The following is a 14,125-nucleotide window of genomic DNA, read 5'->3' on the forward strand; positions in this document are numbered from 1 at the left end:
TATTTGCATAATGATTAAATATTTATCTGGATACTTAACATCTGCTTTTCTTAAAAAAAGAATTAAAAACATAGAATTATTTATGCGTTATCCAATAGAAATACAAAATAAATTAATTAATAAACTTATTTTTTATGCTAAAGATACTGAATTTGGAAAAAAATACAAGTTTAGTGAAATAAAAAAATATAAACAATTCTATGAAAGAATTCCTATATGTAAGTATTCTGATTTAAAATTAGTAATTGAAAGAGTTAGAAAAGGAGAAAAAAATATATTATGGCCAGGAAAAGTAAAATGGTTTGCTAAATCTTCTGGAACCACTAATGCAAAAAGTAAATATATTCCTATTACTAAATTATCTATGCATAAATGTCACTATAAAGCAGGTAAAGATATGTTATCTATTTATATTCATAATCATCCTAAAACAAAAATTTTTTTTGGAAAAGCTATACGTTTAGGTGGAAGTCACGAGTTATACAAAAATTATAATACGTTTTATGGAGATTTATCTTCTATTTTAATAAAAAATATACCTTTTTGGGCTGAAAATATTTGTATTCCAAGAAAAAAAATTGCTTTAATGAGTGAATGGGAAGAAAAATTAGAAAATATAGTAAAAGAAACATATCATAAAGATGTTCGTATTTTATTAGGTGTTTGTTCTTGGTTATTAATTTTTTTAAAAAAATTGATAAAAAAATTTGATAAAAAAAAAATAAATGATATATGGCCAAATATAGAAGTTATATTTCATGGAGGAATGAACTTTAACCCTTATATTCATCAATATAATAATTTATTCAATAATTATGTTAATTATTATGATGTATATAGTGCTTCAGAAGGGTTTTTTGCTATTCAAGATCAAAAAAATATAAAAGATCTTCTTCTTTTATTAAATCATGGAATTTTTTATGAATTTATTCCTATAGAAAAAATAAATGATACGAATCCAAAAATTGTATCAATTGAAGATGTTGAATTAAATAAAAATTATGCATTAGTTATTTCTACAAATGCAGGGTTATGGAGATATATTGTTGGAGATACTATAAAATTTACTTGTTTATCTCCATATAGAATTTCTATTTCTGGAAGAACTACTCATTATATTAATTCTTTTGGAGAAGAATTAATTGTTGAAAATGCAGAACAAGCTTTATTTAAAGCTTGTTTAAAAACAAATTCTATTATTCAAGAATATACAGCAGGACCAGTTTACATAAATCATGAAAAATCTGGAGCTCATGAATGGATTATAGAATTTAAAAAACATCCAAAAAATTTATGTGAATTTAGAGATATTTTAGATAATGAATTAAAATTTTTAAATTCAGATTATGAAATTAAACGATATAAAAATATCGTATTACGTTCTCCTATAATATATGTAGCTAGAAATGGATTATTTTATGACTGGTTAAAAAAACATAAAAAATTAGGAGGTCAAAATAAAATACCTCGTTTATCAAATAATAGAAAATATATAGATTCTATTCTTAGAATGGTAAAAGAATAATAGATTTAAGTTTAAATAAAATATTTTTAACTTAATAAAAATTATGAAGATTAATAAAAAAAAAGAAATATTTAAAACTTATGGAAAGTCCATTTATGATACAGGTTCTTCAAATGTACAAATAGCTATTTTTACTTATAGAATAAATTATTTAAGCCAACATTTAAAAAATAATAAAAAAGACTTTAATACAGAAAGGGCTTTGGTAAAATTAGTTGGAAAAAGAAAAAAATTATTGAGATATATAGAAAAACGGGATATAAATGGTTATAAAAATATAATAAAAAATCTAGGATTAAGAAAATAAGTAATAAATAGTATTCCTTTATACCTTTATAACAAAAAAATATGCCAGATATAGTAAAAGAAATCATATCCATGAAAAATGGTCGTTCTATAGTTATAGAAACAGGAAATTTAGCTAAACAAGCAGATGGATCTGCTACAGTACGTGTTCAAGATACAATACTGTTAGCAACAGTTGTTGTATCTAAAAAAATAAAAGATATAACTAATTTTTTACCTTTAACAGTAGATTATAGAGAAAAATATTATGCAGGTGGTAAAATTCCTGGTGGATTTATAAAAAGAGAAGGAAGACCTTCTGATGAAGAAATATTAACTATGAGATTAGTAGATAGGGTATTAAGACCTACGTTTCCAAAATCTTTCAAAAGAGAAATACAAATTATGATTTCTTTATTATCATATGATAAAACTATTTTACCAGATGGATTAGCAGGTTTAGCAGCATCAACAGCTTTATCTGTTGCAGGTATTCCATTTAATGGTCCTATATCAGAAACACGTATTATTCGTTCTAAAGGACAATTTATTATTAATCCAAATATAGATCAATTACAAGAATCAGATATAGATTTAGTAGTAGGAGCTTCTAATAATTCAATTATAATGATTGAAGGAGAAATGAAAGAAATAAAAGAAGATGAATTTTTAAAAACTATAATTACAGCACATCAAGCTATAAAACCACAAATAGAAGCTCAATTACGTTTAGTTAAAAAATTATCAAAAAATCGTTTATTTTTTTTTGAAGAAAAAGAATTAAAAAATTCAGAAAAAATAGAAAATAAAATTTTAAAAGAAAAATTTATTTCTTTTTCATATGAAAAAATAAAAAAAATTTATGAAAATTTTTTAGATAAAAAAAATAGATCTATTCAAGAAAAAATTATATTAAATGATTTTAATAAAACTTTTTTAACAGAAGAAGAAATAGAAAAAAAAGAAATTATTATTAATCAATTTTATGAAGAAATTAAAAAAAATATAATTAGAGATCTACTTTTAAAAAAAGGTATAAGATTAGATGGAAGAAATTATAAACAAATACGTCCAATATATAGTTTTGTAAATTATTTACCTGAAGTACACGGATCTGCTTTATTTTCAAGAGGAGAAACCCAATCTTTAACTACAGTAACATTAGGATCATCCGTAGACGCTAATAGAATAGATAATGTTGTTATGGAAAATCAAGAAAAATTTTATTTACATTATAATTTTCCACCTTTTTCTACAGGAGAAATACGTCCAATAAGAGGAGTTTCTAGACGTGAAATAGGTCATGGAAATTTAGCTCAACGTGCATTAAAAAATGTTATACCCGATAATCCATATACAATTCGTGTAGTATCAGATATTTTAGAATCTAATGGATCTTCTTCAATGGCTACAGTATGTGCAGCAAGTCTAGCTTTAATGGACGCAGGTATACCTATTGAAAATCCAGTTTCTGGAATATCTATGGGATTGTTTATGGATCATAAAAAAAAAATTATTATTTCTGATATAATGGGAGAAGAAGATTATTTTGGAGATCTTGATTTTAAAATAACAGGAACTAAATATGGTATTACAGCCTGTCAAATGGATATCAAAACACAAGGTTTATTTACATATGATCTTTTAAATCAAATTTTAATACAAGCTTTAGAAGGACGTATTTTTATTTTAAAAAAAATGTTAGAAACTTTACCTAAATATAGGAATAAAATGAAACCTAACGCTCCAAAAATTTATACTTTTAATATACCAAAAGATTTTATAGGTTTAGTTATAGGTGCAGGAGGAAAAGTAATTCAAGAAATACAATCATATACAAATACAAATATAGTAATTGAAGAAAAAGGAAATTTTGGTTGTATCGAAATTATAGGAAAAGATTACGAAAAAATAGAAAAAGCTATTGATAAAATTAAACAAATTACTTTTGTTCCTGAATATGGAAAAGTTTATAAGGCAAAAGTGAAATCCATAAGAGATTTTGGAGCTTTTGTTGAAATTTCTAAAGGAGTAGAAGGGTTGCTTCATATTTCTGAAATAGGATGGAAAAGATTAAATAATATAGAAGAAGAATTACATATTGGAGATGTGATTGATGTAAAATTTATGGGTATGGATGAAAAAAATAAAATGAAATTATCTAGGAAAATACTCATTCCTCGTCCAAAAAAAAAATGATTAATAAAGAAAAAAAATATATGAGACAACTTAAAATAACTAAACAAGTAACAAATCGTGAATCTGAATCGTTAGATAAATATCTTCATGAAATAGGAAAAATTCCATTATTAACTCCAGAAGAAGAAGTAGAATATGCTCGTAGAGCTAGAGAAGGAGATCCTTCAGCTATAGATAAACTTGTAAATGCAAACCTAAGATTTGTAGTTTCTGTAGCTAAACAATATCAAAATCAAGGATTAAGTTTATGTGATTTAATTAATGAAGGAAATTTAGGTTTAATAAAAGGTATATTAAGATTTGATGAAACAAGAGGTTTTAAATGTATTTCTTATGTTGTTTGGTGGATAAGACAAGCTATTTTACAAGCTATAGCTGAACAATCACGTTCTATTAGACAACCTACAAATAAACTAGCATTATTAAATAAAATATTAAAAACTTTAGCTCAATTAGAACAAGAATTACAAAGAACTCCTTCTGCAAGAGAAATAGCCGAATATTTAAATATGAATGAGAAAGATGTAGAAGAATCTATAAAAAATTCAGGTAGACATGTTTCTATGGATGCACCTTTAATAGAAGGAGAAGATTCTAATTTATATGATTTAGTTAGATCAGATGAATCTCCACGTCCAGATGAATATTTAGAAAAAGAATCTCTTAGAAAAGATATAAAAAGAATTTTAGAGACTTTAAGTGAAAGAGAACGTCGTGTTATTATTTTACATTTCGGTTTAAATGGATCACCTCCAATGACTTTAGAAGAAGTAGGACAATCTTGTGATTTGACAAGAGAAAGAGTAAGACAAATAGAAAGTATTGCTTTAAAAAGATTAAAACATTCTTCTAGAAGTAAAATTCTTAAACCTTATCTAGGATAATAAAATTATAAAATGACCTCGAAGGGATTCGAACCCATAACCTTCTGATCCGTAGTCAGATGCTCTATCCAGTTGAGCTACGAGGCCAATTAAAATTAAGATTGAATAATTTTTAAAAATTTTTCAATTTCTAAAGAATTTTTACCTATAAGACCTCCATCTATATCTTTTTGTGAAAAAAAATCCTTTGCATTAGTATCGTTTATACTTCCTCCATATAAAATAGATAATTTATTGGAAACTTGTTTTCCATATTTATCTGAAAATAAATTACGTATAAATTTATGCATAATTTGAACTTCTTCTGAAGTTGCTGTAATTCCTGTACCAATAGACCATACAGGTTCATATGCTATACAAAAAGAATTTATTTCATTTAAAGAACAATGAAAAACAGTTTCAAATAATTGTTGTTTTACTATAGTAAATTGTTCATTTCTATCTCTTTCAATAGCTTTTTCCCCTACACAAAAAATAATGTAGAAACCATGTTTTAATGCTATTTTTATTTTTTTCATCAAAATATCATTATTTTCTAAAAAAAGTTCTCTACGTTCACTATGTCCTAGTATTACTTTTTGTATACCTATAGATTTTAACATAATAGCAGATACTTCTCCAGTATAGGCTCCTTTATCCATTTGATAAATATTTTGAGATGCAATACTAAAAGTAGTTCCTTGTAAAATTTGATTTGAAACATGTAAAAAAGGAAAAGAAGGTGCTATAATTATTTTTTTATTATTATTTATTTTTTTCTCAAAAAAAATTCTTAAAAAATTTCTAAGAAAAGAAGTTGTTTCATAAAAATCATAATTCATTTTCCAATTTGCGATTATAATTTTTTTTCTCATTTTATTTATAATAATTTTTTTTTAAAAAAAAAAGAATTTCAATTATTATTTGATAATAAAACTCTTCTAATTTTTTAGATAAAATTTTTTTTGAATTTTTTTTTAAATATAAAAATTTATCCACAAGATCATCATCAAAATGATCAAAACATATTTTATATTTAAAATAATTATTCATATAATTTTTTAAATTATCAAATTTTTTATTATAAAAACTAATAATTTGATCATGTGATATTTTATTATTACTATTTTTTAATGATATAAAAAAAGTATCTAATTTTATTAATAATATTATTAGATAATTTATAATATCTATGTATGTATCTGTTATTTTTTCTTCTTTGATAGACTGCTCCCCTTTAAAATTTATATTTTTTATTCTTATTGTTTTTATAAAAATTTGATCTATTATAGAGTATTTTTTTAAATATAACCATGATAAATCATAATCTATTAATTTTTCTAAAAATAAATTCCTACATTTTTCAATAAAAAAATCAACAGTATGATTCATTTTATTCAATTTTTATTAATATATTAAAAATAATTTAATGATAATTAATTTTTCAGGATCTTTATTAGATTTTAAAGAACCAAAAATAATGGGAATAGTTAATTTAACTCCTGATTCTTTTTATGATGGTGGAAAATTAAATTCTGAATATAAAATATTGCGACATGTAGAAACTTTGTTGAAGGAAGGATCTGATTTTATAGATATTGGAGGATGTTCTACTAGACCTGGATCAAAATTTGTAACAAAAGAAGAAGAAATAAGAAGAGTAATAAAACCTATTCGTATTATTATAAAAACTTTTCCAAATATTAAACTATCTATAGATACTTTTCGTAGTGAAGTCGCAAACATAGCTATAAAAGAAGGAGTAGTAATGATAAATGATATATCAGGAGGAGAATTAGATAAAAATATGTTTTCTTTATTAGGAAAACTTAAAATTCCTTATATATTAAATCATATGAAAGGAACTCCAAAAAATATGCAAAATAATCCATATTATCACAATATTATTGTGGAAATAAATAATTTTTTTTCAAAAAAAATCTATTATTTAAAAAAATATGGAATACAAGATATTATTTTAGATCCTGGATTTGGTTTTGGTAAAACATTAAAACAAAATTTTCAATTACTAAAACATTTATCTTTATTAGGATTTAAAGATCATTTAATTTTAATAGGTATTTCTAGAAAATCTATGATAAAAAATATTTTAAAAATTTCTTACAAAGAATCATTAAATGCTACTTCTATTATTCATACTATAGCTCTTTTAAATGGATCAAAATTATTACGTGTACATGATGTAAAAGAAGCTATGGAATGTATAAAATTAGTACAATATTATAAAAAAATTTTATAATTCATTAATATTTATATTATTATTTTTACATGAATTATTTTTTATTCACATATAAAACTAATATTTCATCTATTAGGTGAATTTTTTAAAAATTTCTTTCATTGATATTTTAGATATTTTTTTAGTAACTATTATTTTATTTCAAGTATATAGACTTGTTTATAATACTGCTGCTTTAAATATTTTCTATGGAATTATTGCAACTTTTATTTTCTGGAAAATAGTAGAAATTTATAATATGAAACTTCTTAGCATAGTAATAAGTGCTTTTTTTAAAGGAGGTTTTTTAGCTTTAATTATTTTATTTCAACCAGAAATTAGAAAGTTTTTGCTTATAGTAGGAAGTAGAATTTTTTTAAAAAAGTTTATTTTTTATCTTTTTATAAAATCAAGAATATCAATAAAAACTGAAACTATAGAAAGTATAGTAAAAGCTTGTGCTATTTTTTCTGGAGATAAAACTGGAGTATTAATAGTAATTCAATTGAATCAAGACTTAAAAGAATTTATTCAAAATGGAGATGAAATGGATGCTAAAGTTAATATTCCTATTTTAGAAAGTATTTTTTATAAAAATAGTCCATTACATGATGGAGCTGTAGTTATTATAGAAAATAAAATAGTTAGAACAAGAGCAATTCTTCCTGTTTCTTATGATACAGAAATTCCATCTCGTTTAGGTCTTCGTCATAGAGCCGCTATTGGTCTATCTGAAAAAACAGATGCAATATGCCTTGTTATTTCAGAAGAAACAGGTTATATATCTTATATAAAAGATCAAAAAAGAACTGTTATTACTAATATTAATAATTTAAAAATGAATTTAGAAAAAGATTTATTATAATGAATATAAAATATATTTATAAATTATATTCTATTTCTTCTGGAATAGAAATAAATAGTAAAAAAGTAAAACAAAATTCTATATTTATAGCTTTAAAAGGAAAAAATTTTAACGGAAATCAATTTGCTGCTGAAGCAATTGCAAATGGTGCTATGTTAGTTATTTTAGATGATAAAAAATATGTTTTTTCTACAAAAAAAATTTTTTTTGTAGAAAATAGTTTATTTTTTTTACAAAAATTAGCAATGTATCATAGATATAAATTACATCATATTCCTATTATTGCTATTACAGGAAGTAATGGAAAAACAACAACTAAAGAACTTTTAAAAAAAATACTATCTAAAAAATATAAAAAAGTTCATTTTACTAATGAAAATTTTAATAATCATATAGGAATTCCATTAACTATTCTTTCTATGTCCAAAAATACTTCTATTTCTATTATAGAAATTGGAGCAAATCATGAAAATGAAATTGAAAAAATGTGTTATATTATTAATCCAGATTATGGATATATAACTAATTTTGGAAAAGCTCATTTAGAAGGATTTCATAATATAAAAGGAGTTATACGTAGTAAATTAGAACTATATAATTTTTTAAAAAAAAAAAAAAAACTGTATTTATAAACGGAGATGATCCTATTCAATTATATAATAGTAAAAAAATTAAAAGATTTATTTTTTCAGAAAAAAAAGATAATAAACCTGATATAATAGTAAAATATTTATGGAAAACAAAAAATATAAAATCAATTTTATATATTAAAAATAAAAAAATAATTTCTCCTTTAATAGGAAGTTATAATTTATATAATATAGCTTCGTCCATAATTATTGGAATGTATTTTAAAATTCCTTTGAAGGATATTAAAAAAGCAGTAGAAGAATATGTACCTAATAATTATCGATCTCAAATTTTAATAAAAAATAATAAAAAAATTATTATAGATTGTTATAATGCTAATCCTACTAGTATGATAAAAGCTCTTATTTTTTTTAATAATATTAAAGGAAATAAAATGGTTATATTAGGAGATATGTTAGAATTAGGTTCTTTTTCTAAAAAAGAACATAAAAAAATAATTTTTTTTTTAGAAAAAAGTTATATTCATATGGTTTTTTTAATTGGATCTATTTTTTTTAATATAGATATGAAAACATCTTGTAAAATAAAAAAATTTATAACTAAAAAAAAATTTATTGAATGGATTAAAAAAAATCCAATTAAAAAAATTGATTTAATTCTTATTAAAGGATCTAGAAAAAATGCATTAGAAAATTTGATTTACTTTTTGTAGATTTATATTTAAAGGTTAAATTTGTATTTGATAATTCCATTAAATTTTTTCATGAAAAAAATTACCACAGAAACCTATATAAAGTGGTTTAAAGATATGTCTTTTTGGAGAAAATTTGAAGATAAATGTCGTTCCTTATATTTAAAACAAAAAATTAGAGGATTTTTACATTTATATAATGGACAAGAAGCAGTTCCTGCTGGATTGACTCATGCTATGGATATGTCTAAAGATAAAATGATAACCGCTTATAGATGTCATATTTTACCCATTTCTATGGGAGTATCTCCAAAAAAGATAATGGCAGAACTTTTAGGAAAAAAAACAGGAACATCTCATGGATTAGGAGGATCTATGCATATTTTTAGTAAAAAACATCGTTTTTATGGAGGTCATGGAATTGTAGGAGGACAAATACCATTAGGAGCTGGAATAGCTTTTGCTGATAAATATTTTGGTAAAAAAGCTGTAACTATTGCTATTATGGGAGATGGGGCCGTTAGACAAGGATCTATGCATGAAACATTTAATATGGCTATGATATGGAAATTACCAGTGGTATTTGTATGTGAAAATAATAAATATGCTATGGGAACTTCTGTAGAAAGAAGTACTAATATGGAAGATATTTATAAAATAGGAATTTCATATGGAATGCCTTCTTATCCTGTAGATGGAATGGATCCAGAAAAAATAGCAAAAATAGCTTATATTGCTATAGATAGAGCTAGAAAAGGATATGGAGCTACTTTTTTAGATATTAAAACGTATAGATATAGAGGACATTCTATGTCTGATTCTGAATTATATAGAAGTAAAGAAGAAATACATTTATATAAAAAAAAAGATCCTATTTTAAAATTGAAAAATTTTATTTTACAAAAAAAATGGGATACTATAGAAAATTTAATAGAAATAGAAAATGAAGTAAAAAAACAAGTGGAATTATGTGTTGAATTTGCAGAAAAATCAGACACTCCATCTTTAGATGATATGTATAATGTTGTTTATAGTGAACCTGATTATCCTTTTTTAGATAGAAAAATTTTTCATAATAAAAAAGAAAAATATTAATAATGGCAGAAATAATAACTATGCCCCAATTAAGTGATACTATGGAAGAGGGGACTGTAATAAAATGGAATAAAAAAATAGGAGATAAAATTTCAGAAGGAGATATTTTAGCTGAAATAGAAACAGATAAAGCTACCCAAGATTTTGAAATAGATGTTAGTGGAATTTTACTTTTTATTGGAGTTAAAGAAGGAGAAAAAACTAAAGTAAATGATATTTTAGCAATTATAGGTGAAGAAGGAGAAGATATTAGTCATCTCATTTTAGAATCAACATCAAAAAAAGTAAAAGAAAATATTAAAAATTTAGATGAAAAATTATTAATTTCTCCATTAGCTAAAAAAATGGCTAAAAAAGAAAATATATCTATAAATGAAATAAAAGGAAGTGGAGAATATGGTAGAATTATTAAAAGAGATATTGAATTTTATAAAACAAAAACATTAAATAAAGATTTAGAAAATAAAAGCATTGCTCATTCCTCTATGAGAAAAAAAATAGCAAAACATTTAACTTTTTCTAAAATAACAGCTCCTCATTATTATTTATTTAGTGAAATTCAAGTAGATGAATTAATTAAATTAAGAAAAAAATTAAATAATAAACTTTCTATAGAAGAAAAAATATCCTTTAATGATTTTATTATTAAAGCAGTTTCTAAAACTATAAAAAATAATATGGATATAAACGTTTCTTGGGAAGAAGATAAAATTATTATTTATCCTAATATTAATATTGGAATAGCTGTAGCTATTAAAGATGGATTAATAGTGCCAGTTATTAAAAACGCTGATCAAAAATCTTTATTACAAATTTCTAAAGAAATTAAAGATAAAGTTAATCGTTCTAAATCAAAAAAAATACAACCAGAAGAGATAGATAATAGTACTTTTACAGTATCAAATTTAGGAATGTATGGTATAGAATCTTTTACTTCTATTATTAATATTCCTAATTCATCTATTTTATCTGTAGGAAAAATTATGGAACGTCCAATTGTTAAAAATTCTAAAATAGAAATAGGGAATATAATGAAGATAACATTATCTTGTGATCATAGAATTATAGATGGAGCTATAGCTAGTAATTATATTTATTCTCTTAAAAATTTTTTAGAAGATCCTATTACTATATTATTTTAATTTTTATTTTTTTTTAAAGATAACCATGAATAAAAAATAGGAAATATAAATAATGATAAAATAAATAAGGAAAATAAATTATTAAAAAATAATTTATTATAATAATTTTGTAAATTATATTTTTTTTCAAAAAAAGAAAAAATTAATTTAATTCCAAGAAAAATTATTGCAATAAAAGCCGTATTTTCTAATGTTGGATATTTTTCTATTAATTTGATAAGAAATTGAGAAATTAATCTCATTGAAAGAATACCTATAAAAACACCTAAAAATATTAATAAAAAATTATTTGATAAAGCAACAGAAGCAAAAATATTATCAATAGAAAATGTTAAATCCATTATTTCTATTAAAAAAATAATTTTCCAAAAATAATTTTTTTTGTTAAAATTTTTTTCATCTTTAAAAAAAGAATCATTTTTTTTTGTAAAAAAAAAATTAAATCCAACAAATATTAAATATATTCCTCCTAAAAATTTTAACCACCATATTTTAACTAATATAGAAGCAAAAATTAAACATATTCCTCTAAAAAAATAAGCTCCAATAATACCATATTTTATAGCTTTTTTTCTTTCTTCTTTTTTTAATCTTGTAATCATAGAAGCTAACATAGCTGCATTATCCATAGATAAAATACTTTCTATTAAAAATAGATTTCCTATGATAGAAATAGATGAAATAGGATTATGAATTATTTCTACAATAGATTTGATAAAAATATTCATTTTTCAAAAATTTTATAACTCTATTAAATTATTATAAATTCCTTTTTTTAAAATTAAATTTTTATGATTACCTTGTTCTATAATTTTTCCTTTTTCTAATACAATAATATGATCTGCATTTTGTATAATATTGGAAGATAATCTATGTGATATAACTAAAGATGTTTTATTTTTCATTATTTTATTTAATTCTTTTTGAACTAATGTTTCTGATTCTGTATCTAAAGAAGATGTAGCTTCATCTAAAATTAAAATAGGAGGATTTTTTAATATAACTCTAGCTATACTTATTCTTTGTTTTTGTCCTAAAGATAATTTATTTCCATTATGTCCAATAATAGTATCATATCCTTTTGGTAATTTTTCTATAAAATCATGTGCATTTGCAATTTTAGCTGCTTTTATTACAGATTTAATAGATATTTTTTTTTCTATTCCTAATGTTATGTTATTAAAAATAGAATTATTAAAAAGAATTGGTTCTTGGGTTACTATACCCAATAATTTTCTGTAATCTTTAATTTTTAAATATTTAAGATTATTTCCATCAATTGTTATTTTTCCAGATGTAACATTATAAAAATTAGCTAATAAATTAACAATAGTTGATTTACCACTTCCAGATCTTCCTATCAAAACTATAGTTTTTCCTTTTTTTATAGAAAAATTTAAATTTTTAATTAAAAATAATTTATTATAAGTAAATGATACATTACGAAATAAAATTTCATCTTTAAAATGAAAAATAGATTTTGATTTTATTTTTTTATTTGAAACATATTTAGTATCTAATAATATTTCTACAATACGTTCTGCAGCTGCTTTTCCTTTTTGTATATTAGACATAGAATTAACTAATATTTTTATTGGATTAATTATTTGAAAAAATAATCCAACAAAAGGAAAAAGAATTTCTTTAGTCATTTTATTTTTTTCTAAAAAAAGTTTTCCTCCATACCAAATAATTAAAATCATAATAATAGAACCTAATAATTCGCTAATAGGAGATACTAATTCTTTTTTTCTATTAACGCGAGAAGAAAGTATTTTTTGAAATTTTGAAACATTTTCAAAACGTTTTTGCATTTGATTTTCAGCATTAAAAATATTTATAATTTTACTATAATTTAAAGTTTCTTCTATAAAAGAAAATAATATTCCTAATTGATTTTGAGCTCCTTTTGCATCTTTTTTTAAACTTATACCTATAATAGATAAAAAAATACTCATTATAGGAATTAATAAAAAAGCAAATAATGTTAATTGATTACTCATAAAAAATAAAGTAACTAGATGAAAAAATACCATAATAGATGAATTCATTAAACTAGCTAAAGAATTAATAATAAATAATTCTATTTCGTTTACATCATTAGATAATCTAGACATTAAATCTCCATTTTTTTTATTTGAAAAAAAAATTATAGGTAAAGACAATACTTTTTTATGAAAATCATTTCTAATATTTTGAATAATAGAAGTTTTAATTCCTATTAAAAAATATTCTGATAAGTATTTAAAAATATTTCTAATTAAAAAAATAATAATAATAAAAATACAAAAAATAGCTAAAGCATTTATTTTACCATATTTATATGATAATTTTTTTATAAAAAAATGAAAATATTTTATAATAAAATCAAAAAATCCATTAAAAGAATAATTTAAAAATTTTTTTTTACTTTTTTCTTCAGTATTTTCAAGTAAAATACTTAATACAGGAGAAATAGATATTATAGAGATAATAGAAAAAAAAGAATGTAAAAAATTACATATTATATTAATGATGTAATAAGATTTGTAGGGTTTTGAATAATCTAAAATTTTTTCAAGTGCATTCATTAAATTCTCTTAATCAACAAAGGTAATTATAAAATTTTTATTTTTACTAAAAGTATACAT

14 protein-coding genes and 1 tRNA gene are annotated in these 14,125 nt (G+C 21.8%); 10 read left to right on the plus strand and 5 right to left on the minus strand.

The features are described from left to right. Positions 1-10 precede the first annotated feature (10 nt). The 4 genes from H0H36_RS02620 to H0H36_RS02635 are packed head-to-tail and all read left to right on the plus strand — an operon-like array spanning position 11 to position 4,893. A complete protein-coding gene (locus H0H36_RS02620) occupies positions 11-1,525 on the plus strand; it encodes a GH3 auxin-responsive promoter family protein (protein ID WP_185869537.1) in 1,515 nt (504 codons plus the stop codon). Positions 1,526-1,568: 43 nt separating this feature from the next. Next, positions 1,569-1,832 carry a 30S ribosomal protein S15 gene (rpsO, locus tag H0H36_RS02625; protein WP_185869538.1) on the plus strand — a complete coding sequence of 88 codons (264 nt, stop codon included), beginning with the start codon at positions 1,569-1,571 and terminating at the stop codon, positions 1,830-1,832. A gap of 41 nt (positions 1,833-1,873) precedes the next feature. Then, complete coding sequence (locus tag H0H36_RS02630) at positions 1,874-4,009, plus strand: polyribonucleotide nucleotidyltransferase (protein WP_185869539.1); 2,136 nt, start codon at positions 1,874-1,876, stop codon at positions 4,007-4,009. 20 nt (positions 4,010-4,029) lie between these two features. Continuing rightward, positions 4,030-4,893, plus strand: coding sequence for a sigma-70 family RNA polymerase sigma factor (locus H0H36_RS02635; RefSeq protein ID WP_185869917.1), 864 nt, complete (start codon positions 4,030-4,032; stop codon positions 4,891-4,893). A gap of 13 nt (positions 4,894-4,906) precedes the next feature. On the opposite strand, the gene H0H36_RS02640 is transcribed toward H0H36_RS02635, so the two are convergent. From H0H36_RS02640 to H0H36_RS02650, 3 genes are all read right to left on the minus strand, one after another. Then, positions 4,907-4,980: transfer RNA gene (locus H0H36_RS02640), tRNA-Arg, on the minus strand. A gap of 8 nt (positions 4,981-4,988) precedes the next feature. Then, positions 4,989-5,747 carry a triose-phosphate isomerase gene (gene tpiA / locus H0H36_RS02645; protein WP_185869540.1) on the minus strand — a complete coding sequence of 253 codons (759 nt, stop codon included), beginning with the start codon at positions 5,745-5,747 and terminating at the stop codon, positions 4,989-4,991. Position 5,748: 1 nt separating this feature from the next. After that, the gene (locus H0H36_RS02650) at positions 5,749-6,264 is read right to left on the minus strand and encodes a nucleotide modification associated domain-containing protein (RefSeq protein ID WP_185869541.1); all 516 of its coding nucleotides are present in this window, start codon (positions 6,262-6,264) and stop codon (positions 5,749-5,751) included. Between the two features lie 37 nt (positions 6,265-6,301). Here H0H36_RS02650 and folP point away from each other — a divergent pair, with 37 nt between their 5' ends. The 6 genes from folP to H0H36_RS02675 all read left to right on the plus strand — a co-directional run bounded on the left by folP (position 6,302) and on the right by H0H36_RS02675 (position 11,495). After that, complete coding sequence (gene folP / locus H0H36_RS02655; RefSeq protein ID WP_185869542.1) at positions 6,302-7,132, plus strand: dihydropteroate synthase; 831 nt, start codon at positions 6,302-6,304, stop codon at positions 7,130-7,132. Between the two features lie 76 nt (positions 7,133-7,208). Then, positions 7,209-7,976 carry a diadenylate cyclase gene (locus H0H36_RS02660; RefSeq protein ID WP_185869543.1) on the plus strand — a complete coding sequence of 256 codons (768 nt, stop codon included), beginning with the start codon at positions 7,209-7,211 and terminating at the stop codon, positions 7,974-7,976. Then, positions 7,976-8,608, plus strand: a complete 633-nt coding sequence (locus H0H36_RS03130; RefSeq protein ID WP_317167151.1) for a Mur ligase family protein — start codon at positions 7,976-7,978, stop codon at positions 8,606-8,608. The genes H0H36_RS02660 and H0H36_RS03130 overlap by 1 nt, the downstream gene beginning before the upstream one ends. 230 nt (positions 8,609-8,838) lie before the next feature. Beyond that, positions 8,839-9,279, plus strand: coding sequence for a glutamate ligase domain-containing protein (locus tag H0H36_RS03135; protein WP_317167152.1), 441 nt, complete (start codon positions 8,839-8,841; stop codon positions 9,277-9,279). A gap of 51 nt (positions 9,280-9,330) precedes the next feature. Next, positions 9,331-10,353, plus strand: coding sequence for a pyruvate dehydrogenase (acetyl-transferring) E1 component subunit alpha (gene pdhA, locus H0H36_RS02670; RefSeq protein WP_185869544.1), 1,023 nt, complete (start codon positions 9,331-9,333; stop codon positions 10,351-10,353). Between the two features lie 2 nt (positions 10,354-10,355). Beyond that, complete coding sequence (locus H0H36_RS02675) at positions 10,356-11,495, plus strand: dihydrolipoamide acetyltransferase family protein (protein ID WP_185869545.1); 1,140 nt, start codon at positions 10,356-10,358, stop codon at positions 11,493-11,495. On the opposite strand, the gene H0H36_RS02680 is transcribed toward H0H36_RS02675, so the two are convergent. Together H0H36_RS02680 and H0H36_RS02685 are read right to left on the minus strand one after the other, a co-directional pair. Then, a complete protein-coding gene (locus H0H36_RS02680; RefSeq protein WP_185869546.1) occupies positions 11,492-12,223 on the minus strand; it encodes a DUF475 domain-containing protein in 732 nt (243 codons plus the stop codon). The two genes, H0H36_RS02675 and H0H36_RS02680, sit on opposite strands and share 4 nt — an antisense overlap. 12 nt (positions 12,224-12,235) lie before the next feature. Beyond that, the gene (locus tag H0H36_RS02685) at positions 12,236-14,065 is read right to left on the minus strand and encodes an ABC transporter ATP-binding protein (protein ID WP_185869547.1); all 1,830 of its coding nucleotides are present in this window, start codon (positions 14,063-14,065) and stop codon (positions 12,236-12,238) included. Positions 14,066-14,125 lie beyond the last annotated feature (60 nt).

This window comes from Blattabacterium cuenoti (genome assembly GCF_014252395.1).
Taxonomy (GTDB): Bacteria; Bacteroidota; Bacteroidia; order Flavobacteriales; family Blattabacteriaceae; genus Blattabacterium; species Blattabacterium cuenoti_AA.